The 26,619-nt window shown below is 41.5% G+C and carries 20 protein-coding genes and 1 pseudogene; 9 read left to right on the top strand and 12 right to left on the bottom strand.

Features of this window, described 5'->3' with window-relative positions; all coding sequences use genetic code 11:
• Window positions 1-14: 14 nt before the first annotated feature.
• Window positions 15-5,903 (bottom strand): AAA family ATPase, encoded by a 5,889-nt coding sequence (locus tag RMX69_RS09490; RefSeq protein WP_322637279.1) that lies wholly within the window; start codon window positions 5,901-5,903, stop codon window positions 15-17.
• Window positions 5,904-6,094: 191 nt separating this feature from the next.
• Between RMX69_RS09490 and RMX69_RS09485 the strand changes: the two genes are divergently transcribed.
• The 4 genes from RMX69_RS09485 (at window position 6,095) to RMX69_RS09470 (ending at window position 9,077) form a co-directional block, all read left to right on the top strand.
• Entirely contained in the window at window positions 6,095-6,820 is a 726-nt protein-coding gene (locus tag RMX69_RS09485) for a pyridoxine 5'-phosphate synthase (RefSeq protein ID WP_322637278.1), read from the top strand.
• 204 nt (window positions 6,821-7,024) lie between these two features.
• Window positions 7,025-7,744, top strand: a complete 720-nt coding sequence (locus RMX69_RS09480; RefSeq protein ID WP_322637277.1) for a SnoaL-like polyketide cyclase — start codon at window positions 7,025-7,027, stop codon at window positions 7,742-7,744.
• Between the two features lie 61 nt (window positions 7,745-7,805).
• Window positions 7,806-8,135 carry an MgPME-cyclase complex family protein gene (locus RMX69_RS09475; RefSeq protein WP_289799903.1) on the top strand — a complete coding sequence of 110 codons (330 nt, stop codon included), beginning with the start codon at window positions 7,806-7,808 and terminating at the stop codon, window positions 8,133-8,135.
• A gap of 282 nt (window positions 8,136-8,417) precedes the next feature.
• Window positions 8,418-9,077 (top strand): hypothetical protein, encoded by a 660-nt coding sequence (locus RMX69_RS09470; RefSeq protein ID WP_289795413.1) that lies wholly within the window; start codon window positions 8,418-8,420, stop codon window positions 9,075-9,077.
• A gap of 270 nt (window positions 9,078-9,347) precedes the next feature.
• Here the strand turns inward: RMX69_RS09470 and RMX69_RS09465 are convergent, their stop codons facing one another.
• From RMX69_RS09465 to folD, 3 genes are all read right to left on the bottom strand, one after another.
• Complete coding sequence (locus RMX69_RS09465) at window positions 9,348-9,803, bottom strand: divergent PAP2 family protein (RefSeq protein ID WP_094350479.1); 456 nt, start codon at window positions 9,801-9,803, stop codon at window positions 9,348-9,350.
• Window positions 9,804-10,129: 326 nt separating this feature from the next.
• Entirely contained in the window at window positions 10,130-11,062 is a 933-nt protein-coding gene (crtE, locus tag RMX69_RS09460; RefSeq protein WP_289795412.1) for a geranylgeranyl diphosphate synthase CrtE, read from the bottom strand.
• A gap of 157 nt (window positions 11,063-11,219) precedes the next feature.
• A complete protein-coding gene (gene folD, locus RMX69_RS09455) occupies window positions 11,220-12,107 on the bottom strand; it encodes a bifunctional methylenetetrahydrofolate dehydrogenase/methenyltetrahydrofolate cyclohydrolase FolD (protein ID WP_322637276.1) in 888 nt (295 codons plus the stop codon).
• 330 nt (window positions 12,108-12,437) lie between these two features.
• Here folD and RMX69_RS09450 point away from each other — a divergent pair, with 330 nt between their 5' ends.
• From RMX69_RS09450 to RMX69_RS09430, 5 genes and pseudogenes are all read left to right on the top strand, one after another.
• Window positions 12,438-12,854: a hypothetical protein gene (locus RMX69_RS09450; RefSeq protein ID WP_289795410.1), complete on the top strand. Its 417-nt coding sequence runs from the start codon at window positions 12,438-12,440 to the stop codon at window positions 12,852-12,854.
• 21 nt (window positions 12,855-12,875) lie between these two features.
• Window positions 12,876-13,310: an NUDIX hydrolase gene (locus RMX69_RS09445; RefSeq protein WP_289795409.1), complete on the top strand. Its 435-nt coding sequence runs from the start codon at window positions 12,876-12,878 to the stop codon at window positions 13,308-13,310.
• Between the two features lie 138 nt (window positions 13,311-13,448).
• Window positions 13,449-14,552: an AI-2E family transporter gene (locus RMX69_RS09440; RefSeq protein ID WP_289795408.1), complete on the top strand. Its 1,104-nt coding sequence runs from the start codon at window positions 13,449-13,451 to the stop codon at window positions 14,550-14,552.
• Between the two features lie 536 nt (window positions 14,553-15,088).
• Window positions 15,089-15,475 (top strand): annotated as a pseudogene (locus tag RMX69_RS09435) (IS4 family transposase); the annotation flags it as partial.
• A gap of 36 nt (window positions 15,476-15,511) precedes the next feature.
• Window positions 15,512-16,255 carry a Uma2 family endonuclease gene (locus RMX69_RS09430; protein WP_322637275.1) on the top strand — a complete coding sequence of 248 codons (744 nt, stop codon included), beginning with the start codon at window positions 15,512-15,514 and terminating at the stop codon, window positions 16,253-16,255.
• 228 nt (window positions 16,256-16,483) lie between these two features.
• Here RMX69_RS09430 and RMX69_RS09425 read toward each other — a convergent pair whose 3' ends face one another.
• The 8 genes from RMX69_RS09425 to RMX69_RS09390 form a co-directional block, all read right to left on the bottom strand.
• On the bottom strand, window positions 16,484-18,025 hold the full coding sequence (locus tag RMX69_RS09425; protein ID WP_322637274.1) for an ABC transporter substrate-binding protein: 1,542 nt from the start codon (window positions 18,023-18,025) through the stop codon (window positions 16,484-16,486).
• 212 nt (window positions 18,026-18,237) lie between these two features.
• A complete protein-coding gene (locus RMX69_RS09420; protein ID WP_322637273.1) occupies window positions 18,238-18,711 on the bottom strand; it encodes a caspase family protein in 474 nt (157 codons plus the stop codon).
• A gap of 30 nt (window positions 18,712-18,741) precedes the next feature.
• Window positions 18,742-19,119 carry a hypothetical protein gene (locus tag RMX69_RS09415; RefSeq protein ID WP_322637272.1) on the bottom strand — a complete coding sequence of 126 codons (378 nt, stop codon included), beginning with the start codon at window positions 19,117-19,119 and terminating at the stop codon, window positions 18,742-18,744.
• 417 nt (window positions 19,120-19,536) lie between these two features.
• Window positions 19,537-21,222 (bottom strand): dihydroxy-acid dehydratase, encoded by a 1,686-nt coding sequence (gene ilvD, locus RMX69_RS09410; RefSeq protein ID WP_322637271.1) that lies wholly within the window; start codon window positions 21,220-21,222, stop codon window positions 19,537-19,539.
• 558 nt (window positions 21,223-21,780) lie between these two features.
• Entirely contained in the window at window positions 21,781-22,455 is a 675-nt protein-coding gene (locus RMX69_RS09405; RefSeq protein ID WP_289795404.1) for a calcium-binding protein, read from the bottom strand.
• A 1,284-nt stretch (window positions 22,456-23,739) separates the two neighbouring features.
• Complete coding sequence (locus RMX69_RS09400; RefSeq protein ID WP_322637270.1) at window positions 23,740-24,438, bottom strand: calcium-binding protein; 699 nt, start codon at window positions 24,436-24,438, stop codon at window positions 23,740-23,742.
• Window positions 24,439-24,992: 554 nt separating this feature from the next.
• A complete protein-coding gene (locus tag RMX69_RS09395; RefSeq protein WP_322637269.1) occupies window positions 24,993-25,694 on the bottom strand; it encodes a hypothetical protein in 702 nt (233 codons plus the stop codon).
• A 578-nt stretch (window positions 25,695-26,272) separates the two neighbouring features.
• On the bottom strand, window positions 26,273-26,413 hold the full coding sequence (locus tag RMX69_RS09390; RefSeq protein ID WP_322637268.1) for a hypothetical protein: 141 nt from the start codon (window positions 26,411-26,413) through the stop codon (window positions 26,273-26,275).
• Between the last annotated feature and the right edge of the window lie 206 nt (window positions 26,414-26,619).

Here is a 26,619-nt window from a genome sequence, read left to right as displayed (position 1 = left end):
TAACTCAGCACTAATTATTGTTGTTGAGTAGAGATTTGAATGACAAACTCTGTCCCCTTTCCAAGTTCGGAAGTACAAGAGAGCGAACCACCATGTGCTTCTACCACAATTTGACGAGCGATCGCTAATCCTAATCCAGTGCCTTTTCCGACAGGTTTGGTGGTGAACAAATGGTCAAATACTTTTTGTTTAACCTCTGGTGACATCCCCACGCCATTATCAGCAATCTTAATCAAAATATTCTGACCTGAGTCTGCTACACGAGTTTGAATGGTGATGCAATTGGGGTTAGCAAGAATCGCTTCCAAACTCCGTTCTGCATTGTGTTGTTCAAGTGCATCAATGGCATTTGCTAACAAGTTCATAAACACCTGATTAAGTTGTCCAGCAAAGCATTCCACGAGGGGTAGTTTGCCATAATTCTTCACCACCTCAATTGCCGGACGGTTTTCATTAGCTTTTAAACGGTGTCTGAGAATCAGAATACTGCTGTCAATGCCTTCGTGAATATCAAAGGGAACTTTATAATCCTTATCTGCTCTAGAAAAGGTTCGCAAACTGGTACTAATACTGCGGATACGGCTAACACCCAATTTCATCGAGTCTAGCAATTTAGGTAAATCTTCACGTAAATAATTCAGGTCGATGGCATCAATTTCATCTTGAATATCTAAACCAGGATTGGGAAACTTTTCTTGATAAAGATTAATTAGACCCAACAAATCTTTGACATAATCTTTGGCTGGTTCTAAGTTGCCAGCAATGAAGCCGACAGGATTGTTAATTTCATGGGCAACACCTGCTACCAAGTTACCAAGGGCAGACATTTTTTCACCTTGCACTAATTGTAATTGCATCGTTTGGAGTTCTTGTAATGCTTGCTCTAATTGTTGCTTTTGGTGTTGTAGCAATTTTTGTGATTGCTGGTATTTAGTGATATCTTCAGACGTTCCCAGGATGCCAAAAACGTTTCCTTCTCTATCTTTTAGGGGAATTTTATTTGTATTAGACCAGATTTGTTTTCCGTCTGCTTGCTGTAATGTTTCAATAATATTTAGTTCAGCTTGTCCAGATTCCATAATGCGGCGATCGCACTCTACATACCAATCTGATTCCTCGCGAGTCCAAGATAAATCGTAGTCTGTTTTAGCAACAACATTTTCTGGTATTCCTACACCCGAAGCTTGAGCAAAGTTATGATTACAGCCTAAATAAACACTATTGCGGTCTTTCCAGAAAACAGATTGGGGGATGTTATCCATAATTAACCGCAAGAATTGTTGCGTCTGTCCCAAGTTTTCTAGAGTATTTTGTGCTTGCTGATAAAGTCGGGCATTTTCTAGGGAGATTGCAGCTTGAGTGCATAATAGATTGAGAATTTCGACGCGATCGCTAGTAAAAGCTCCACTCATCAGATTGTTTTCTAAATATAAAATTCCTAAGAGTTTCCCTTGATAGAAAATTGGTGTACACAGTAAGCTTTTGGGTTGCTGACGAATAATATAGGGATCGGCTATTAGCGCCGGATGCAATATTGCATCAAAGATAACGGTAGGTTCCAGACTGCGTTTGACGGCGCAAATTAGACTATGAGGAACGTCTGCACTATCTTCCATAAAAATGGACTGTAACACCGTTGATCTCTGCCCAACTTGAGCAGTCGCCTCAACTAGCAATCTACCTTCTTTAAGTAGTAGTAACGCACACTTATCTGCTCCAGAATTTTCAATCACCACTTGCAACAGCTTCGTAAGTAATTTATCCAGTTCAATTTCACTAGAGAGAGTCTGAGAGGCTTTTAAAACTGTTGCCAAATCTAGCATTATTGATGTGTTGCTGCTAGAAGTTACTGATTTATTAATGCTTGGGTGGAAGGTACTAATGCTGTCAATATTTGCGAACGTCTCATTGGATGTGAGTAGTGAACGCTTCTGCTGTAAAATGGGGGCTAGCAGTTGTGGATAATGCTGTTCTAGGTCATTGACTTTGGCTTTAGCATCCCAACGGGTGTAGCAATAGTAAGCATTAATCAAATATTCTTGAGCAATGCGTTCTTTGCCCCATTCTAAATAAAACTTGGCTGCAAGTTCGTTGGCGAGAGCTTCTTCATTAACGTATTCATTTTCTTTAGCTTTAGCAATGGCGCGATCGTATGATTCGATTGCATCCATATACTTGCCAGAAATTCTTGCTATTTCCGCAGATAACAAGAGATATCGATGTAGAAAGTTTTCTGGGCAACTATTCGCCCAGGTTTTCTGAATTTGTTGATGCTCTTGAATAATGTCCCAATACTGCTTTTTCTTCTCTAATGTCACATTGGGATAGAGAGCTATCAAACTGAGTGGATAATAGAAATGATACTGAATAATTGGGAAGAAACCAGAGTTACAACCAAGAGTTTTCTCAGCTTCTTCTGCTGCTTCCAAAGCATCTACATAGCGCCCATAAAGGTACGATAATTGGATTTTGAGAAAGCAGTACCAATTAATTCCATGTTCAAAGTTGTTCTTCTGTCTCCATACTTCGATATAAGGAATCTCTTCGTTATTGCGATCTTCTAATAAATCGGTGGTTTTAGATATATCTTGCAAATTCAATAAAAACTGCCGCTGTAAAGTAAATGCATACAGCATATTGACATCATTAACCTGTTGGACATAACTCAGATATTTTTCAGTTTCCGCGTAAACATCTGAGAGGCGATCGCCCTTAATTAACATCGCCCAAATCAAAAACGAAACAGCCCAAACCCCAAACACCAAATTTCCAGTTTCTTGACAGATTTGGAATGATTGTTGAGAAAGCGGCAAATTCGTTTTTAAATGCTGATTGTAGGGATTTATGGTATGTGCAAAGATATTATTGGTCTTAAAAATAAATTGGGTGCTATTGAAATGACGATCGAGTTTTAGTGCTAATGTACCAAACTCATAAGCTGTTTGATAATTTCCTTGATTTGCCAGACTCATCCCATATAAACAGTAAGCAAAACCAGAGCTTTCTGCATTGCCATACTTCAACGATAAACCGATCATTAATAGAGGAACCAAGCAACTGAGGTATTGATCTCCTCCCATATAAGCTGCTGCCCAAAGGTCAGCTAAAATACCCATACAAACCTTCTGATCTCGATCTGTCATCTCAGGCAGATCGAATAAATCTGATATACGAACCGTTTGCAGTTTAGCTTTTAATTCTTGAAGTTCAGTTTCGATAGCAGCTTGCTGTTCTTCAGAAGTAACTGGCAGATTCATCCCCATGATTCTCAAACCTTTGACTCCAGCTTCAATACTAGCTGCTAGATTTTCACCCTGAGTCATTTTCAGATACATCTGAATCCTATAAATATCTACTTTTTCAAACCTATCTTGGCTTTGAGCTAACGCTATATCAAATAATTTTTCAGCTTGGTAAAAGCTACCAGTAAGATATTCGCATTCTGCGGATTCTCGATGTAATTCAAACGTAATATTGTAATTAAATAACCAACTTTCGTCTATTAGTAATTCTCTGCCTAAAGTGAAATATTTCAGGCCTGCTCTATAAGCAGTAGAAGCTTTTGCTTTTTTACCAGCAATTAGATTTAGTTGAGCAAGTTCATCTCTTTGAGATTGTCCATCAATTATGTCAATTCCCTCATTTAGCTGATTAACAATGTCAAAAATACTGGTTTCAAGCGCTTCAGGTGATGTATTGTTTAACAGTAATTGCCCAATTTTGAAATGAGTAGCTTTTCGTTGAGATTCAGGGATAAGGGAATAGGCTGCTTGCTGAACACGGTCATGAAGAAATCTGTAAGAGCAAGAGTCAGGAGAATTGTATTGCTGAAATTCTGAATTATTAATTATAAATTCAGACTCATCATGGTAGAACTTATAAACCTCATTGGTAGGAATAATCAACCCATCTTGCACAGCTTTCCAAAAATCTGTGGCTGTTTCCAACTGGGATTTTTCATGGACGATCGCTAATGTCTTTAAATCAAATTGGTTTCCTACACAAGCTGCTAACTTCAAAACTTCTTGAGTTTCTGTTGACAACTTTTGCAGTTGAATTGCCATAAACTCTACTACATCATCACTAAGAGCGAGCGATCGCACCTGAGCAATATCACATTCCCAATAACCACCATTAAAATTAAATGTAATTAGTTGATCTTGATGTAGCGCCTTGAGAAACTGGGTACTAAAGAAAGGATTCCCTTTAGTTTTGCTCAATACTAATTCTGTTAAAGGTGTGGCTAAAGCTAAAGAGCAACTCAATGTATCTGCAACTAAATGATTGATAGAAACCCGATCGAGGGGTAATAAGGTAATCGTATTGACTGTGGCATCTAATTTCTGAATCTCTTCCAAAGTCAGCATCAGCGGATGTACTGGGTTGACTTCATTATCTCGATAAGCACCAATTAACAGTAGATAGCCGATGTCAGCTTCGCTCATTAACAAGTGCATTAACTTTAAAGAAGCAGAATCTGCCCATTGCAGATCGTCAATAAAGATCGCCAATGGATGTTCTAATGCAGTGAAGACTTGAGTGAATTTCAAAAACAGCGAATTGAAGCGATTTTGTGCCGCACTTCCAGAGAGTTCCGGCGCAGGTGGCTGTTTACCAATCATACTTTCCAGTTCTGGAATCACCTCAATCATCACTTGTCCGTTCTCACCCAAAGCAGAAAGAATTTTGCGCTTCCATTGCTCGAATTGGGCGTCAGTTTCACTCAGCAGTTGCCCGATTAAGTCTCGAAAAGCTTGCACAAAGGCAGAGAAAGGGATGTTGCGCTGGAACTGGTCAAATTTACCTTTAATGAAATAACCCCGTTGTCGCACAATTGGCTTGTGGACTTCGTTCACCACAGCAGTTTTGCCAATACCAGAGAAACCTGCTACCAAGATAATTTCAGTGCTTCCCTGGCTAACTCTTTCAAAGGCATCCAATAAGCTTTCAACTTCAGCTTGGCGACCGTAGAGTTTTTCTGGGATGATAAAGCGATCGCAAATATCCCGCTGACCTAATTCAAAAGATTTAACCCTGCCAATTTCTTGTAATTGAGACAAACATTTTTCTAAATCAAATTTTAGCCCTAATGCACTCTGATAGCGGTCTTCAGCATTTTTCGCCATCAACTTCATCACAATCTCACAAAGAACTTCGGGAATCTCCTCTTCCCCGTTGCCCCCTAATTGTTCTGGTTGCTTGGCAATATGACAGTGAACTAACTCCATCGGATCGTTAGACTCAAAAGGTAGGTGTCCAGCCAGCAATTCATAGAAGGTAACGCCGAGGGAATAGTAATCACTGCGATAGTCAATTCCGCGATTCATCCGTCCGGTTTGTTCGGGGGAAAGGTAGGCGAGAGTACCTTCTAAGACATTAGGACTGTAAATTTCCTGGGTTTCTCTGGGTAAAAGAGAGGCAATGCTAAAGTCAATCAACTTGACTTGCTTAGTTTCCGGGTTGATGAGGATGTTGGCTGGCTTGATATCTTTGTGGATAATTCGATGGCGATAAAGTTCGTCAAGAGTATTACTCAGAGCGATCGCAATATCCAAGAACTCTGTCAGAGTATATTGGTTGCTCCCTATTTTTTGGTTGAGCCAATCTTTGAGGGAAATGCCGCCAAAATCCTCCATCACCAAAGCATAGCTGTTGCGGTAAGGTTCCAGGCTGTAGGGACGAACAATACCGGGTAAATTAAGATTTTTAGCAATAGTGTACTGATTACGGAACAGCAGCAGTTCATTGAAGGTAGGATACTCTTGCTGGAGCAGTTTGATCACAACCGGAAGTCCATCCGCCTCTCGAATAGCACGGTAAACTAAGGTTCTAGAGCCTGCATAAAGTTGTTCGCTAATTTGATAGTTCAAAAACTTGTCCATCGGCTCAACTGCTGTATTCATACTTCATCAACTCTTGTTAAATCAGCTACTTATTTAAAGTAGTTTGCCCAAGAATAAGCTTTTGCTAACTCAGTTTTCTTTTAAAGAATCGCATTTTACGCGTGTAATCTATCTGTAGCTCCTTCAGCAAAACTACCGCTATTTCCGGTAAAATCAAGTTCTGAAGACTGTGGATTTGGGAGAAACTTGGGGTGGCTACACTTGGCGTTAACATTGACCACATCGCCACTATCCGGCAAGCGCGGCGGACGGTGGAACCAGATCCGGTAGCGGCGGCGGTACTGGCAGAATTAGCGGGTGCAGATGGAATTACGGTGCATCTGCGTGAAGATCGGCGACATATCCAAGATCGGGATGTGCGGATATTGCGGCAAACAGTGCGATCGCATCTTAATTTAGAAATGGCCGCTACAGACGAAATGCTAGCGATCGCTCTCGATATCAAACCAGATTACGTAACTTTAGTCCCCGAAAAGCGCGAAGAAGTCACAACAGAAGGCGGACTAGATATTATTGGTCAAATTGCTAGAATAGGTGAGATAGTCGATAAATTGCAAAGCGCTAGCATTCCAGTTAGTTTATTTATCGATGCCGAACCTGCACAAATCGAAGCATCTGTCAAGATAGAGGCGCAGTTTATCGAATTGCACACCGGACAATATGCTGAGGCTAAAGATGAAACAAATCGACACCGAGAATTATCCATATTAGCTAAAGGGTGTCAACAAGCGATTCAAGCCGGATTGCGAGTTAACGCTGGTCATGGACTCACCTATTGGAACGTCTATCCGGTGGCTGCGCTTCCAGGCATGGAAGAACTGAACATTGGTCATACCATCATCAGTCGGGCAGCATTAGTAGGTATAGAAAGGGCAGTCCGCGAGATGAAACAAGCTATAAGGGGGAATGGGGAATAGGGCATTGGGCATTGGGCATTGGGTATAGGGAAAGGGAAAGGGGTAAGGGGAAAGGGGGAAAGATTAAATTTATTCCTTTTCCCTTCAACCTTTAACCTTTTCCCCTGCTCCCCCTGCTCCCCTGCTCCCCTGCTCCCAATATAAAAAGAGGGGTTGTCACTGCGAAATCTAGAAATTGGGATCAAATCTTCAGCAAAAACTTCTATGAGCGCAACAGAGTCTAACAACCTGCCACTTTGGGTACAGAATAGAGATAAGGTGATAGCAGAAAGCACTGATGTCGAGTGGCGCTATCAGACACCGCCTGATTATTCCCGTTCAAATGAGAATCTTGCTAAAGAAAGTATCTACAATCATCTTGAAGGAACACTGGAAGCGATCGTGCAAAACTTAGTGAGAACCTTTGAGATGGAGGTATCCTTCAAAGCTAACCCGCAAGAGTGGTTATCTATTGTGAATGACAACTTTCGCGTCAGTACCAATGGCGGAGTAGAGTATACCGCAGCAGATTTATCAGCCCAAGGTACTTACAATCTATTTATGGCTGATTCAGAATATTACAAAGCTTCAGAAGAAACCTTTGAATCATCCGCAAAAGTCTTCCACACAACATTTCCCCAAGGATTTCCTTGGGAAGTTCTGGAAGTTTTCTCAGGGCCCCCAAATGTCACATTTAAATGGCGGCATTGGGGACATTTTAACGGAGAATATAAAGGCCATGCGCCTACTGGAGAGACAATAGAAATTATCGGTATGAGCATTGCAAAAGTTACCGATGACTTGAAGGTTATTTCCTTAGAACACTACTTCGACAATAATCTGTTCTTGGAAAAGCTAACATCTGGTGGCAAACAGACAAAATCTGAAAACCAGAAAAGTGCTTGTCCATTCAGTTCTTGGTTCAAGAAATCCCACAAAAGTTAGTTTGTCAGGGTACAGAGTCACTGTGCCCTGAAATTATTCACATAGCAACCAAAGGATGAAAATGCAAACATACCATTACGTTTTGGCAAGTCACCGCTTTCTTCTCGAAGAAGAACCGATACACGAAGTTCTCAAAGAACGCACCCGTAACTACCACGAACAAGAAAAACAAATCGATTTTTGGTTAGTTGAGCAACCAGCTTTCTTAGAAGCACCGCAGTTTAAAGAGCTAAAGGCAAAGTGTCCCCAACCAGCAGTCGCAATTATTTCTACAAATCCTCAATTTATTACTTGGTTAAAACTGCGTTTAGAGTACGTCATCACTGGCGAATTCCAGGCTCCTTCTGAGGCAATACCAGATGCTTTAGCATCGTTAGTTACCGTATCTTAGGCATAGGGCATTAGACATTGGGCATGGAGAAAAGACAAGGAAGATGGGGGAGACAAGGAAGAGACTTGTTCAATAATTCCCTCTTGTCTCCCTTGTCCCCCTGTCTCCCTTGTCCCTCTTGCTCCCCTGCCCCTCTGCCTCTTCCCCACACCCTAATTTTATTTTTGAGTAACAAAATATATTTTTTGACACATATTTCATCACCATACTGAAGTAGCTAGGTTTTCAGCTTTTTTCTTATAAAATCTTCTAGGACACCTTAATTTACATAATCTAACTTTTGTGCATAGATTTCAGAATTTACCAAGTGTTTTAGGATTAGCGATTGTAGGGTTGATTGGTGGTATGAGTTCTGTACTTGCTCAAAAAACCATTCCCTCTTGTCAACCACCAAATGCGGGTGAGTATCTTTTATTAGTAGTCAGTCCCACAGCAAATAATCAAAAGCAGTTACGTAGCGCCTTACCACCCGAACTTAAAACTATTACCTGCAAATATCTCAACGAAACTGTGACGCGAGTCGGGGGTTTTAATAAAATTGACGATGCCAATCGTTGGGCAAGATATGTCAGCAATATTGTTGGCTTATCTGCCATAATTACAACTCGACCGACGACAACGGCAGATGCGCAGCCACAGTCACAGCCCAAACCCAAACCACCTCAGCAGACAGTCAGTTATAATCCTCAAGCTTTAGGAGAAGGTTATGCAGTGCTGGTAGATTATTACAACCGTCCAGAACTAGTAAATAGTGTGCAGCAAGTGGTGGGAGGTAACGTCGGTTTTGTTTCTTATGGACAACGCCCTTACTTGCTAGCAGTTTATACCACTAACCAAACTGAAGCGTATAATACATTGCAAAAGCTAAACAATGGCGGTTTTGTTGCCAGCCTAGTAGATAGTCGTAAGGTGATTCTGCTGCGTTCGACTGTGCGGTTTTAGTGATATTAAGTTCACTGGTATCTTGATGCGATCTACCAGAGTGGTAATTTGTCAATTGACCTAATTTGGGATTTTAAATTCAAAATTTCAAAGGATTTTCAGCGAATATATTTATACTCGTTCTGCGAGAAGCAAGTTATTTGGAACAAATCCTTTCATCCTTAATCCCCTGAATTTATTTACGGGGTAAATCTAAAATCCAAAATTGATTGACAAATTACCAGTTACTAATTATCAATATCTCCTCAAACAAAGATTTATTGCCCTAGTTTAATAAGCAGACCTAGCTAACCAATAGATGGTTATACCCAAAGCCGATCCAGCGATTACCTGAACTGGTGTATGTCCGAGTAATTCTTTCAGACGGTCTTGGCTAAAGTCTGGTTTTTCATGGAATAATTCATCAATCATTTGATTGAGAATACGAGCTTGCTTACCAGCCGCTTGGCGAACTCCAGCTGCATCATACATGACAATGATGGCAAAAACGATCGCAACGGCAAAATCAGGAGATGCCCAACCCAGTGTTTGCCCTACACCAGCGGCTAGAGCCGTAACCAGAGCCGAATGGGCACTGGGCATACCTCCGGTTGTCACCAAAACACGCACATTCAATTTGCGATGTTTGACGATCTCAACTACGAGCTTTAATGCTTGAGCAATTAAACAAGCTACCAGAGCAACCAGCAGCACCCGGTTGTCTAAAATGTTGCCTATGTCCTGCATGTTATTTTGGTTAGGTTAGTAAATATTAGCAGCAGTTGTTGGTTGAGGAAACATTTAGATTCAACCCAAAATCCCAAATTGATCTATCAGGTTAGAAAAAGACCAGCGATTCAAAATAACCTCAAAGCTTACTTGATAAGCTTTTGTAATTTTGAATCAGTGAATTTTTAATTTCGCTGGGCAGTAGTAGTACAGTATGGTGTAAATAAACTACCCATTCCCAATCAATAAAACGCTTGCGGTACAGGAATTACGAATTACGAATTACGAACTTGTATTGAGCGTAGCCTCTCGTAGAGAAGTATTACGAATTACCCAAAGCGTTACTAGTTATTACGGCTGGTAATAAAATGAGCGATCGCTTGGAGTGGTTTAGCTTTGTCTCCAAATGGTTCTAATTCTACACAAGCTTCTTTAACTAGCTCTTGGGCTTTTGAGCGCGATTCCTCAAGTCCCCAAAGGCTGGGATAGGTAACTTTATTAGCTCTTTGGTCTTTGCCAGCTGTTTTACCTAATTGCTCTTGGGTAGAAGTGATATCCAAAATATCATCGATGATTTGGAATGCTAGCCCAATATTTTGAGCATAACGGGTTAGTCGCTGTACATCTTCAGGTGATGCATTAGCAATCAGTCCGCCACAAACTACGCAAGCTTCCAAAAGTGCGGCTGTTTTGTGTTTATGAATGAAATTTAGGGTTTCTAAGGAAATATCAGATTTACCTTCCGACTCTAAATCGACAACTTGACCGCCGACTAAACCAGCTGCCCCCAACGCCCGACCAAGACGGGCAATAACCTGCAAGACGACCTCTCTCTTAACGCTTTGGGGGGTTTGAATGGCAACAGACTCAAAAGCAAGAGCTAACAAGCCATCCCCAGCCAAAATCGCTACATCTTCACCATAGACTTTATGATTTGTCAGTTTGCCACGACGGTAATCGTCATTATCCATTGCCGGGAGGTCGTCATGAATCAACGACATTGTGTGGATCATCTCCACAGCACAAGCTGTTGGCATGGCCATCTCAATGGTTCCACCCATCATTTCACAGGTGGCAAGGCAAAGAATGGGACGTATACGCTTACCTCCAGCTAATAACGAGTAGCGCATCGCCTCATAAATCTTTTCTGGATAAATGACTGGGATAGCCCGATCCAAAGCATTATCACAAAGCTTTTGTCGCTCTTTTAGATAGCCTGCTAAGTTAAATGTGGCTTCCTCTGGTGGTGTCTTTTGGACGTTATCAGTTGCTACCATTCTTTAATTCCTGACATTTTGCGATTTTTGCCTTATACGTCACAATTTTAAGGTGCTGTGGGGCTGAAAAAAATGAAGAGTTAGGAGCAGAGACGCGATTAATCGCGTCTGTACAGGATTTGGAAGTTAAGAGTTATTAAGAATAGTTTTTAACTCTTCACTCTCTTTCTTCTTTTGCCGCTCTGGAATAGCTAGCAAATGTATTTTCCAACAATATGGCAACAGTCATCGGGCCAACACCACCAGGAACTGGGGTGATAAATCCTGCTACATCAGCGGTTGATTCAAAATGGACATCGCCAATGAGACGACTTTTGCCATTAGCATCGGTGACGCGATTCATCCCCACATCTACCACAACAGCGCCCGGTTTCACCATATCAGCAGAGATCAATCCGGGACGACCTACTGCTGCAATTAGAATATCAGCATTTTGGGTGATGGTTTTGAGGTCATGCGATCGCGAGTGAGCGATCGTGACTGTGGCATCAGCTTCTAATAACATCAGTGCCATCGGTTTACCCACCAAAATACTGCGCCCCACCACTACTGCTTGTTTTCCTTGCAAAGGAATCTCATATTCTTGTAAAAGGCGCATCACACCAGCCGGGGTGCAGCTACGTAAACCGTTTTCTCCCCGTACTAGTCGCCCCAAGTTAACTGGGTGCAGTCCATCAGCATCTTTATCGGGATCAATTTGATGTAGCAGAGTTACAGCATCCAGGTGGTTAGGTAAGGGCAATTGCACAAGAATGCCATCCACTCTTTTGTCGTGGTTGAGTGCAGCAATTACCTCTTCTAACTCCTCAAGGGTGGTTTCGGCAGGAAAATGCTTACCAAAAGAAGCGATCCCGACTTTAGCGCAGGCTTTTTCTTTATTGCGTACATAAGCGGCTGATGCTGGGTTATCACCAACCATCAACACTGCTAAACCAGGAGGTCGTCCAATTTTTGGTTGTAATTGTGTAATCGCAACAGAAAGTTCTTGCTGAATTTTTGCTGCTAATGCTTTCCCATCAAGGAGTTTGACAGTTTTTGTTTCCATGAAAATCCCCAGCTATGTTCGCTTTTTGTCCAAAGTCCAAAATGAAAATATTGATTCTTAACTCTTGACTTTCGACTATTATTGTGTTGCTGTTTGATGTCGTAGCGTTTCTCTCACAGTAAATTCATAATGTTTATTTTCTCAGATCAGCGGCATCATCTGAAGAATAAAGAATTGGGAGAGTGGGAGTGGGGAGATGAGGGAGCAGGGGAAAACAAGGGGACAAGGAAGAATTATTAAACAATTTTCTTCCTTGTCTCCCCCCTCTCTCTTGTCTTCCTTGTCTCTTGCCAATGCCCCATACCCAAAATAAATAAATCGGTGGCTTTAATGCGACAAACGAAAAATCTTTTCCTTTCGTTCTTGTACGGGCACAGTATTGTTCCTTACCGTTTAGGGTTGACTTTTTTCCTGATAACAGGACTTTGTAGTTGTGGTAACTTGACATCGCCTGGTTTGCCTGGTGCTGGCTTAAAAATTGGTAAAAATGTTACTCCAATTGGAGAGATTAAACCAAAACAAGACAATCAGGCTATAGTTTACATCCAAGGTCAGGTAGAAAAGCAAGCTCCCCTGATCAAACAGTGGGCTTATAAAATTAAGGACTCAACGGGCAAAATTTGGGTAGTCACCAATCAAAAAAATCTGGGTGAAGGTTCAGAAGTTGTAATTAAGGGTAAAGTTCGCTACCGAAGTATTCCCTTAGCTGGCAAAGAATTGGGGGAAGTTTATCTAGAAGAAGAATAATCAGCAATTAAAAATAAAGACATGAATAATCAACAGGTGCACGTAGCGATCGCAATTCTCTACCAGAAAAACAAGTTTCTCATGCAACTGCGTGACAACATCCCTGGTATTCTCTACCCTGGTTACTGGGCGCTGTTTGGCGGTCACATCGAACCTGGTGAAACGCCAGATGTAGCGGTAAAACGAGAAATTTTAGAAGAAATCGGCTATAAACTACCACCCTTTCTTGAATTTGGCTGTTATCCCAACGAAAGAGTTGTTCGTCATGTCTTTCATGCACCACTCTTGGTGGAATTAAATCAACTGGTTCTGAATGAAGGCTGGGATATGGCGTTATTTACACCAGAAGATATTCGTCAAGGTAACTGTTATTCACAAAATGCTGGCGAAGTGCGACCTTTAGGGGCAATGCATCAAAAAATTATGTTGGATTTTATTGAGAAAAATCCAACATAATTTGGGGATTAGTCATTTGTCATTGGGGATTGATTATTAATTCTTCTTCCCCTACTCTCTGATCTCCCTCATCCCCTACTCCCCACATCTCAAGAAGCCAAAATAAAGTTAGAACGAACTCTTATGGGGTCATCACTAATGCAATCAGCAAACAAACTGCCGCGATGGTTAACTATAGGATTGGCATTTCCCATTGCCATTCTCAACGGCTGGCTATTGCTCCAGGTTATACAGTATTTTCAACCCTTAGTTAGCATTATCGCCGCCGCCATCCTACTAGCTTTTGTCTTGAACTATCCAATCCAGTTTCTTCAGGAACAAGGAGTCAAACCCAACTTAGCGATCGGGGGAGTGTTGCTTTTGACTCTGGTGGTTTTAGTAGCTTTAGGCATTACTTTGGTTCCCTTGATTATTCAACAGCTGGTTGAACTGGCGAATATTTTGCCCAGTTGGATTGATTCTGGTACTCAGCAACTGCAAGCTTTTCAAGATTGGGCGTTAAGTCAACAGCAACTTCCAATTAATTTAAGTGGTTTATTTACCCAAGTTCTAGAACGATTATCTAACCAACTTCAGTCCTTCACTGGTAGAATTCTTGGTTTTGCTGTCGATACCATTGGTATTGTCCTCAATGTGCTGCTGGCAGTAGTGCTGACTATCTACTTAATATTGAATGGTGAACGTCTTTGGGACGGAGTTTTTCAGTGGTTTCCCCCTAATATTGGGTCAAGATTACGGGAATTACTGCGAGAGGATTTCCACAATTACTTCATCGGTCAAGCAACATTGGGAGCTGTGTTAGGGGTGACAATTACACTAGTGTTTTTGGCGCTGCAAGTTCCCTTAGCTCTATTGTTTGGTATTGGTATTGGCTTATTTTCACTCTTCCCCTTTGGTACGGGGGTAGGTATTGCCATAGTAAGTTTGTTGGTAGCGCTGCAAAATTTTTGGTTAGGGGTGGAAGTCTTAGGTGTAGCTGTTGCGATCGACCAAGTTAATTCTAATATTATTGCACCTCGAATTCTCAGCAATTTGACTGGCTTAAATCCTGTGTGGGTGGTGATTTCTTTATTGCTAGGCGCAAAGTTGGGAGGAGTACTGGGTTTGTTAATTGCGATCCCGATTGCCAGTTTTATCAAGGATATAACAGATAGCTGGCGGGCTGGAGAGTTTAATAAGATAGAGGATATAGAGTCAGAACCTATTACGGTAACAAGTGATAGAGCAGGGACTTATAGTTAAAATCAAATCATTCAGATTAACTTAAAAACTGGCGATCTTGTCCATAAATAAAGTGCAAAATCATAATTTATGATGCTCAAAAACAAGAAGCTCTTAATTTGTGCATCAAAAATTTTCTAGCAAGCAAAATAATCGTAAAAAATTTGATTGTAAATGTAGTCTGCACTTCTCTACGAGACCCTGACGGGGCGACAAAATAAGCTAAAAAGCTTACTAAATCAAGAATGTAACAATTTATGCTAGAAAAAAATACGTCTAGTTTTTTCAAGAAGACCTATAGCAATCCTATTTGATTTGTGAAAAATTATAAATAAGAAAACGAACCGCAAAGTACGCTTTCGCGCAGCGTCTCGTCAGAGAAGGGCGTAAAGGGAAGAAAGAAGAAAGAGATATATAACTTTCACAAATGATTTAGGACTGCTATATCTATTGATAATGTTACCTAAATATTTCCCAAACACATCTCAAAAGTCAACTGACTAGTGCCGAATATCTCTTTCTGCAAATTTTGATTAACGTGCTGCAAGTGATTAAGGTTTATTTTAACAAATCGGGAAAATTTAGAATTAGCGAACGCTGCCTATAAACGAAGGTTTGATATTGAATAAATGTTCCGTGATTTCAAAAAAGGTGGCTATAATTTCGAGGATACTAATGTATGTAATAATCGATTAATAAGTTTAATTTTATTGATAGCGATCGCCGACACTTCTGCCACAATCTCTGGACAAAACATTAAACGTCAAGGTGTCCAAAAACATGTTGGTCGTGTTAAAGAATATGGGCGCACAGCCAGGCAGCATAGCAGTTTTTATATTGGCTTATATGGTCAGATTTGGGTGAATTTTTGGGAATCATGTCAAGATTTAGTCACGGTTTTAATGAAACGTAATTTTAGAGATTGGGTGAAGAATAATTTATGATAGAAATCTAAGGCTTTCTCAGAAAGGCGATCGCTCATGACTACCGAAAACAACCCAAGAGCCATTCTAGACTGGGAACACCCCACACCGCCTACAGATTTAATTTTTGATGACGGAGAACCCTTAGAATCAAATCGCCACCGTATTGCCATGAATGTGTTGATTCGGTCATTGCAGCAAGCTTGGGCTGACCGGAATGATTTTTTTACTGGTGGCAATATGTTTATTTATTACAGCAGCGCCCAAGTACGTAATCAGGATTTCCGTGGCCCCGATTTCTTTGCTGTCCTGAATGTGGATGGGACTAATTCTCGTCAAGGTTGGGTAGTGTGGGAAGAAAACGGTCGTTATCCTGATGTGATTGTAGAATTAATGTCACCATCTACAGTCAAAATAGATCAGACTGTTAAGAAAAACCTTTACGAACAAACTTTTCATACTTCAGATTATTTTGTCTATGACCCCTTTGACCCCACTTCTTTGCAAGGGTGGCATTTAGATCATAATCAGCAATATCAATCTTTGATACCGAATGAGCGTGGTTGGTTGTGGTGTCAAAAGTTAGGTTTATGGTTGGGAACGTATGAAGGAACAATAGACAGAGAAACGGCGGTATGGTTGCGGTTTTACGATGTAGCTGGCAATTTGGTTTTGTTACCAGAAGAAGCTGCTGTTGCACAAACACAAGCCGCAGTTGCACAAGCCGAAGCTGCTGCTGCAAAAGCGGCTCGTTTAGCAGCTAGATTGAGAGAGTTGGGTGAAAATCCAGATATTTTGTGAGGGATTTTAGCAAACAAACTATTGAATTGGTGTCTAGATCCCCGACTTCTTTGAGAAGTCGGGGATCTAAATTTTCATAAATGATTTAAGAATAGTATATTTGTTTGAAGTGTAAATTAAAAAGTAGATGTAATCGCTATTTTGTAAACTCACAATAAACTGAGTGCGATCGCTATTTTAAAAAGTTATAAGAAACAAGTGCGATCGCTATTAAGTAAAGCTTCACAACTAAGGTTGAATCCGCACAAATTCATATTTATCAGTGCCAGGTATTTGTTGAACTTTGACTAGAAAGATGGGATTGTCTTTGCGATCGCCTGATTCTGAAAACTGAATCTTTCCTGTCGCACCATCGACTGAAAAACTTGGACTATGCAACGCCTTTTGTAATTCATCGCGTCTATTGGTGTTGGTTCGTTGTAAACCTGCGATGATCGCCAAGGTTGCATCATAAGCCGTAGCTGTTCGCCAATTGACAGTTGCACCCCAAAGTTTTTGGGCTTTTTGCGGAAAGATGTTATTAGGAAATGCTGCGGGATACCAAGGTGCAGAGATTATCAGTCCGTTGATACCTCTGCCCTCCTTTAAGGTTTCGTTAGTGAAAAGTGTAGGACTACCAAATACAGTCAACTGCCCTTGATTAGATTGTGCCACCGCTAGACCTTGCTTTATTTTGTCTATATAAAGACCTAACACTAAGGCATTAGCACCGCTACGTACAGCTTGAGAAATGACAACACTAGGGTTAAAGTCACGGGCAGAAATATTGCACTCTGTAGAATTAATCTGACCGCCAGCAGCTTTTATCGCTTTAACAAACTCATCGTTAAACGACTGATTATCTATCCCTTGGTAATCAACACAGATAAGAAAATTGGTTTTACCCGCTATTTTAATGGCGTAATTAGAGACGCTATCTGCTATGGATTTAACACTAGGAGCAGTGCGGAAGATATAATTGCCAACCCTGTCAAGGTTTTGGGCATAACTGGTGGGAGAGATCATCACTAACCCGTCTTTTTGATAGACTGGGGCTGCGGAGAGAGAAGCATTACTGGAATTATGTCCCACGACAGCTAAGATGTTGGTATCTTTGCCAAACCGAGTGGCAAGCTGTGCAGATTCACTTGGATCATTATCATCATTAGCGATCGCTACCTCCAAAGCTTCGCTATTGATGCCACCACTGCTATTCACCTCATCTTGAGCTTGAGCCACACCGCGCAGTATCTCTTTTGCTACATTTGGATTTGTCCCGATAGGTACGCTCACAGCAATTTTGAGCCGATCTCCTTTCTGACGAGCTTTAGCATTATTCAAGTAAATCAATGCTTCTGGGTCTGTTCTATTAGTAAGATTCGCTTGACGGTATGAATTAAACTTATTAATAGCAGTCTGACAATCACCATTTAAAAATGCTTTCACTCCAGCTTCTTTATCTGAGTTCGTATCTTGTTTTAATAAAATTTCTTCACCCAAACTAATTCTGTCACCCAAAGCATACCCCTCTTTTACACAGGAATTTACTATAGATGAAACTACAGGTTGAGGGTCATCTTTACCCCTAGAAAAGTAGACTACAGTACCACCAAAAATTACTCCGATTACTCCGAGAATGGAAGCTACTATATAGTTAAATTTTCTAGGTTCGGGAGGTGAAGGATTGACAATTACCGGAGGCGGGGTAAGTGGCTGTTCAGCAATTATTGGAGCTTCAACTAGGGCTATATCTTCATCTCTAAGTCCTAACGTTTGTTGAAGACGTTTCAAATCCGCCGCAGCTCTCTCGCTGAGAGGAAACCCTTGTTTAATCTCGTCACGGAACGCTAGCTCATATCGCTGTAATTTTCTCTTTTTGTCTTTGATAGGTGTTAAAACCTGAGTTTCAATTGCAACTGCATCTTCAGGTGATAGTTTTAGCGTCTCTTGTCGTGCGTCTAATGCAGCGCGACCAGTAACAGAAATTTTGCCGTTACCACCCTCTACCCAATACTCAACGTCTCTACGATATTTGAGTTCAGGATGGACATACCCTCGGCAAACGCGCCACTAAAGCAACAATCGAGAATCACTACCTCACGTTTGGAACGGCTCTTGTTCATTACATCATGCACAAAGCTAGCTGGCACTGTTGTTGCCCTAGCTGGTACTCCCTTGCCGATTTTGCGTGTGTTATGAGCTGCAAAGTAAAGCTTGCCGTCCTCGTCTTTAATGCCGTGACCAGAGAAAAATAGCAGCACAAGGTCATCTTTTTGACGATCGTCAAACAAGATTTCGATCGCGACCGCCATCTCATGTTGTTGAGGATTCAGCAGCACTTTTACCTCATCAAAACCGCCAATCTCTGGGTGCAGCAAAACTTGCTGCATTGCGTCAACATCTTTTGCTGCTGCTGGCAATGGAGTAAGACCAGGCTCATACTCACTGACTCCTATTAGCAGTGCTACTTTCGCCATCTCTTTATTCTTCCTTAGTGCTGGGATTTCTTAGTTACCTGCGATAAACTTTTGCGCTTGTTCAATAGCGGCATTTAACTCTTCCTGACTGCTAGCTTTCACCTTAAGTTTTTTGCCGTTAGCCTCAACTTCCAATTCAATAGTTTTGTTACCCAAGCGATCGCCCAAAAATCCCAGCAATTTCTTAAAATTGGCAAGGCTCACCTCTGCCTGCAACACCCCTACCAGAAAACCGCCAACAGACTTGGCTCCTTCAGGTATTTCTGTAGCTGCTACTAGTTCAGCACTTTCAACATCTAAGTCTTTGATTTCTCGCAGCAGATTCCGTGCTTCTCGTTCTTGCTCCTCTGCATCTAAGTCTGGATTAGAAAGAGTGAGCCTCAGTTTGACGTTAGATTCAGAACTCATTTTGTGCCCTTTTAGGTTTTTCAGCAGTTGATGGTCAATAATATTTCTGTAGTATATCGATTGACATCACTTCTTCTATGTAAATTTCCTGAAACTTTTTCAAGATTTTTCCAAAAACTCACGAAATTAAGGCAAAAATCTGGTATAAACACAGAACATCACTCTTCAATAGCTTCAAAACTTAGAGGCAATCAACAGTATTTCATCTGACAAGTTGTTTCGATACAGCAATTTGTTTTACCACGCTTGCGATCGCAAAGTAAGTTACGAGTTTGTCCTTGCAACTTCTTTAGAAGCGATCGCTAGATCAAACTATTACAGGACGGCATAAATCCAGCGACTATCTCAAATAACCAGACAAGGGGCGGAAGCCCCTTGTTAAAGGTAGGCAAACTTGCGCCACAGTTGTTAAGTTAACTAAAACAAGTCCAAATCTGTCACAGCACCAATACTGCTAGAAGATACCAATTTGGCATATTTCGCCAACACGCCTTTAGTGTAACGCGGAGCCGGAGGTTGCCAATTGGCACGACGACGGGCCAGTTCTTCTTCAGATATATTCAACTGCAATAAACGAGCCGGTGCATCAATAGTAATACTATCGCCTTCTTCTACAAGAGCGATCGCCCCACCAACTGCTGCTTCTGGTGCAACATGACCAACCACCATGCCGTAAGTACCGCCAGAAAAACGTCCGTCGGTAATTAATCCCACCGCATCACCCAAACCTGCACCGATAATTGCTGAAGTGGGAGCCAACATTTCTCGCATTCCAGGGCCGCCTTTAGGCCCTTCGTAGCGGATTATGAGAATATCACCAGCTTGAATCTTACCAGCCAAAATTGCATCTAAAGAGGCTTCTTCGGATTCAAACACCCGTGCGGGGCCGGTAATTACTGGTTTTTTCACCCCAGTAATTTTGGCGACAGCCCCTTCCGTTGCCAAATTACCTCTGAGGATGGCTAAATGTCCTTGAGGATACATCGGGTTATTCCAAGGACGAATCACATCTTGATTGGCAGATGGTTCTTCTGGGATGTCTGCTAATATCTCTGCAATGGTTTGACCGCTGATGGTGAGGCTATCACCGTGTAATAAATCATGCACAAGTAACATCTTCATTACTTGCGGAATGCCGCCAGCTTTGTGCAAATCTGTAGCAACATACTTTCCACTTGGTTTCAAATCACACAAAACGGGAACGCGGGCGCGGATAGTTTCAAAGTCGTCTATAGTTAAATCTACCTCAGCGGCACGGGCGATCGCTAAAAAGTGTAGTACTGCATTGGTCGAACCACCGACTGCCATAATCACAGAGATAGCATTCTCTATAGATTTGCGGGTGATAATTTGACGAGGCAAGATTTGTTTACGAATGGCTTCGACTAAAACGAATGCTGATTTCTCCGTGCTGTCGGCTTTTTCGGCATCTTCCGCCGCCATTGTCGAAGAATATGGTAAACTCATCCCCAGCGCTTCAAATGCTGAAGACATGGTGTTAGCTGTGAACATTCCCCCACAAGAACCAGCACCCGGACAAGCTCGACCTTCAACCTCTAATAATTCCTTTTCGTCAATTTTTCCAGCACTGTATTGACCAACAGCTTCAAAAGAACTGACAACAGTTAAATCGCGTCCGTTATAGTGACCGGGTTTAATTGTCCCACCGTAAACAAAGATAGCCGGGATATTCATCCGGGCCATTGCCAGCATTGCCCCTGGCATATTTTTATCACAACCGCCAATAGCCAGCACACCATCCATACTTTGTCCAGTACAAGCGGTTTCAATGGAATCGGCAATCACTTCCCGCGACACTAGGGAATATTTCATCCCTTCGGTTCCCATCGAAATCCCGTCGCTGATGGTTATTGTGCCGAACACTTGCGGCATCGCCCCGGCGGTTTTAATCCCTACCTCTGCTCTTTGCGCCAGTTGATTTATCCCCATATTGCAGGGAGTGATCGTGCTGTAGCCGTTGGCAATGCCCACAATGGCTTTGTTGAAATCTTCATCTTTAAAACCAACTGCACGCAGCATAGCTCGATTAGGCGATCGCTGCACCCCTTGCGTCACAATTTGGCTTCTCAAATTATCCGACATCTTTTTTCCTTCCGTGCCATCATCGCAACTGTTGCGATTGTATTACCTGATGATTTTCTCATGCCTGGGCGGTGCGATCGAATATGAGTAATTCTCTATGTTTCACCGTGTCTTTTGGTCAGCCCTAATTAGAATAAATCTTCATCTAAGCATTTGTATAAAATAGGGATGATTCTTTTTGTGTGTTAGGTATCTATAGTGCCGGAAATACTAATATAGAATCGCGTAAAAAAACATACCATTTCAAATATAAGAGCTTGGAATATAATTATTCTTTTTACTTCCGCTTTGCAGTACTTAGGGATAGCAAGACGAATTTAAATATGAAAAAAAGTCATTGCCCCAAGCTGAGGCTCTGACTTTCTATGTTTATAGCTTAGTATATTGATATTGATTCCGGTGCAAAGATGAAGAGACTCTAACTTTGCACTAGAGTTATTCTTCAAAATTATATCTGCCTTGAAAATAGTGACTAGGGACTGAGGACTGGTAAAGAGATGTTTTCATTCTCTAGTGCTTTCTGCATTCTGCCTTATTTTCAAGGCAGGAATATTAAATTTAAAGAATGAAGTCACTTGACACTACTTGTGGTGCTCCTATAAGCCGAATTTGAAACTCAGCCGACCGATCCCCATCAGTGCTACCTTCGAGAATACCTCCTGAATAACGGATTTGTCCGGGTGCGGAGAATTGGGCACTCCCAATGAAAGTGAAAGCTTGATTGCCCCCAATAGTCGAGTTGGCATCGATATCAAATAGATCAATTCGATCGCCTGGCAAATTACCGTTTCCACGAAAGTCAGTGATTAAGTCACGTGACGAAAGTGGACTATCAGAAATTGAGTTGTACTTGAAAACATCATTACCCGATCCTCCAGTGAGGATATCATTCCCACTACCGCCAGCCAGGACATCATTCCCATCACCGCCGATGAGAGTATCTTTGCCAGTACCGCCAGCGAGGATATCGTTGCCAGTACCGCCATCGAGCTTATCGTTGCCACCAGCACCGTTAAGAATATCGTTGCCAGCATTACCAAAGAGGCTATCATTGCCACTACCAGCGTTAAGGATACTGTTACCACCACCACCTACAAGGGTACTGTTGCCACCACTAACATTAGCGATATCGCTCTCGCTCTGACCATTATTGCTACTACTGCTACTGCTATGACTACTAGAGCTGGCACTAACACTGCCGCTACCGTAAGAGATTGATATTGAAGTTGCCATTGATGAGTTTCTCCTAAACTTAGATCAGAAAAAAATTACGTCTTTACTTCCCCATTATAAAACGGCATTGCTGATTAAGAGTATGAATTTGATTTCCTTCAAATGCATAAAGTAAACAATTTCAAACATGGAATTTGGGAATTTTATAGTTTCATTCAGTAATGCCGACAAAACCAGGTCAAAACATCAAGAATGGCAATATATTCTTGAACAAACCTGATTGGTACAGGTCTTTACTATTAAGTTTGAATATTTGAGAATATTTGAGAATATTTAAGAAGTACTAGATGTATTTAATGAGGTTTACATCAAAATCGTACCAAAAATCATTTGATATCCTTGTACCTTATGTTTTCAGTTGTTTTAGTTGGAAAATACTAAGGTATAAGTAGATTTTTTCTACGTAATTATATAGATTTTAGGACATTGGCACTGTATTCATAATAACAATACTATAGTATTACTCTCCAGCAGACTTTTGGATAAATAGAAAAAAGAATAATTAACTTTCTTTTATTCTCTGGTCAGAATAAAATCGAAAACCTTTGTACAGATAGAGTTGGTTTTGCATATTGGTATTTGTTTAGTGGTTTCTGTAGTTATATATAACAAATAATTGCCAATAAGTTAAAAGCTTTGTTAGATGCATGAGACGAAGAAAAGCCTAAAGATTTGTGTAACTTGAATTCGTTTCCAGTCTTAAGACTCAAAATGTATTTCGAGAGGACTGCTGCCTATGCTCAAGCCACTGGAGGCAGAGCCTTACAGGATCAAGGCTGTATTTGAACTTAGTGTCATTCCCTTGTTGACCAGTGCGTAGGCGTAGCCCGCACTTCTCTACGAGACGCTGCGCGTAGCTTGCTTCCCCGGAGGGGTACGGCTGCGCTCAGTGACACCGTAGACATCGCGCACCCCTAGCGTTACAATTTGGCTATTGTTGCATCATCACAACTTTTGCGATTGTATTAACAGATTTTCTCATGCATACGCAGCACGCTCGAACCTTAGCAAGCATTGGTAATTTTCTATTTTTGAGATGTGCTTTTGTTAGGTGCAGTTGATGTGAGCAACTTTGTTAGTATTTAACTGTGCTTGACTATAGCAATATCATTCTTGACAAGTTAAAGCCTACTGGATTTTCTCACAATTGGAGTATGTTTTGCTTTGCACCTAAATTATTCTTCAATATTAGACTTCTTGCATAAATCATAAATAAGAACCCCACTCCTAAGCGCTTGCTCTTAGAAGTAGGGTGTTCAGCGCTTTTGCAAAAGGTCTATTAGATTAGAGGATAATGTCGCTTGCCACTAGTGATGGTGCTCCTGTCAGTCCAATCTCAAACTCAGCCGACAGATCCCCATCAGTGTTAGCTTGAAGAATACCTCCTGAATAACGAACCTGACGGGCTGCTGAGAATACGCCAGCCCCGATGAAAGTGAAGGCTTGGTTGCCCGCTACACTGGAGTTAGCATCAATGGTAGATAGATCGATTTGATCGCCTACAAAGATACCGTTTCCAACGAAGTCAGTGATCACATCGCGTGACAAACCAGGAGGACTATCTGAAACTGAATTGAAATCGAAAATATCGTTGCCAGCACCGCCAGTAAGAGAATCAGTCCCAGCACCGCCAGTGAGGATATCGCTGCCAGCACCGCCATTTAGGGTATCGTTGCCAGCCCCGCCAGTGAGGAGATCGCTGCCGAGATTACCATTTAGGATATCACTGCCAGCATTACCGTTAAGGGTATCGCTGCCGAGATTACCGTTGAGGATATCGCTGCCAGCATCGCCATTTAGGCTATCGTCGCCGGCATTTCCGTTAAGGATATCGCTGCCAGCACCGCCATTTAAGATATCGTCGCCGCCATTGCCGTTAAGGATATCGCTGCCAGCACCCCCATTTAGGGCAGGGCGAAAGATAAATGGGGAACCGTTGATGGTATTGTTGTCATTAAAATTGGTACCGTTGATAATTGCCATTAGTAAGGTTCTCCTGAACTTAGTGGGTAAAAAATAACCTCGTCACTTTCCCATCAGAAAACCGTGTTGCTGATTAAGAGTATGAATTTGGTTTCCCCCAAAGGTGTAAAGGAAACAGTTTCAAATATTGAATTTTTAAATTTCACACTTTCATTCAGCAACGCCGAGAAAACAAGGCAAAGTAATAACGAGTGGGAAGAGATAACTGAACCACACCTGATTGGAGCAGGTCTTTGCTGTTAAGTTTGAAGATTTGACAAGCACTAGATGTATTGATGATTTGGCATCAAAATTAAGCCAAGAGTAATGTCATGTCCTTATCCCGCATTTCTCACAAGCTCAAGGCGTTTGATGGAGGAAAGGAGAAGTAATGAGTAATGAGTAATGAGTAATGAGTAAAAACTTCTTACTTCTTACTCATTACTTCTCCCCGGCACTTGCGCAGGCTTTAAGAGGTGTGGTGAGAAATCCGGGTTATATCTTTACTGGTTGCAGTAGTAGGCTGCTATGAAACAAGCAAAGTTCCTCCTAATTTTCAAGGCAGGTCTATTAGATTAAAGGATGATGTCGTTTGCCACTATTGGTGGTGCCCCTTTAAACCTAATTTCAAACTCAGCCGACAGATCCCCATCAGTGTTAGCTTGAAGAATACCTCCTGAATAACGAACCTGACGGGCTGCTGAGAATACGCCAGCCCCGATGAAAGTGAAGGCTTGGTTGCCCGCTACACTGGAGTTAGCATCAATGGTAGATAGATCGATTTGATCGCCTACAAAGATACCGTTTCCAACGAAGTCAGTGATCACATCGCGTGACAAACCAGGAGGACTATCTGAAACTGAATTGAAATCGAAAATATCGTTGCCAGCACCGCCAGTAAGAGAATCAGTTCCAGCACCTCCACTTATGGTATCGTTGCCAGCATCCCCATATAGAACATCACTGCCAGCACCCCCATATAGAACATCGCTGCCAGCACCCCCATATAGAACATCGCTGCCAGCACCCCCATTTAGGACATCGCTGCCAGCACCCCCATTTAGGACATCGCTGCCAGCACCCCCATTTAGGACATCGCTGCCAGCACCCCCATTTAGAGTATCATTGCCGGCATTGCCGTTAAGGACATCGCTGTTAGCACCCCCATTTAGGATATTGCCGCCGGCATCGTCGTTAATGACATAACTGCCAGCAAAGCCAAAGATAAATGGGGAATTGTTGATGCTACCGTCAAGCAAATTGTTGATAATTGCCATTAGTAAGTTTCTCCTGAACTGAGAAGGTAAAAATTAACCTCGTCACTTTTTCATTAGAAAACGAACAGTGTTGCTGATTAAGACGATGAATTTGGTTTCTCCCAAAGGTGTAAAGGAAACAGTTTAAAAGATTTAATTTTTAAATTTCACTCTGTCATTTAGCAACACTGATAAAACAAGATAAAGAAATAACGAGTGGGAAAAGATAACTGAACTACACCTGATTGGAACAGGTCTTTGCTGTTAAATTTGAAAATTTGAGAAACACTGGACATATTAATGATGTTGGAATCAAAATTATGCCAAAAGTTATGTGATTTTTTTATATCTTTACTGGTTAAAGTAGTAGGCTGCTATGAACCAAGCAAACTTCCTCCTCCAGAAGTGCATAACTTTTAGAACGTTTTGATTGTATTCACAATAATACAAACTATAGTATTACTTTCAAGCCTAACTTTTTCTATCTATAAGAAAGAGTAATTAAATCTATTTTATTTCTCTCACTAAAGCAAAATATGAAACCTTTGTTCAGATAGGGTTGGTTTTGCTTTTTGAGATTTATTTGGTGATTTATCTAGTTATGTATAACGAATTAATTGCCAATAACTTAAAAGCCTTGTTAACCAGTGCATAGGTGTAGCCCGCACTTCTCTACGAGACGCTGCGCGTAGCTTGCTTCCCCGGAGGGGTACGGCTGCGCTCAGTGACACCGTAGACATCGCGACATCCCTTGCGTTACACAATGTGCCTTCTCAAATTCTCTGACATCTTTTGAATTAATTGGCATCATTGCAAGATTGCGATTGTATTACCTGATTTTCTGATGTAGACGCGGCGCAATTTAATAACTATAAACTATCAGAGAGGCAAGCTAAACTGATCTCTATTTCCGACTATTTAATTATCAAAATTCTGCATTCTGCCT

The organism is Nostoc sp. EspVER01, assembly GCF_034530635.1.
Lineage (GTDB): Bacteria > Cyanobacteriota > Cyanobacteriia > Cyanobacteriales > Nostocaceae > Nostoc.
This window is presented reverse-complemented; position numbering and strand designations above follow the sequence as displayed.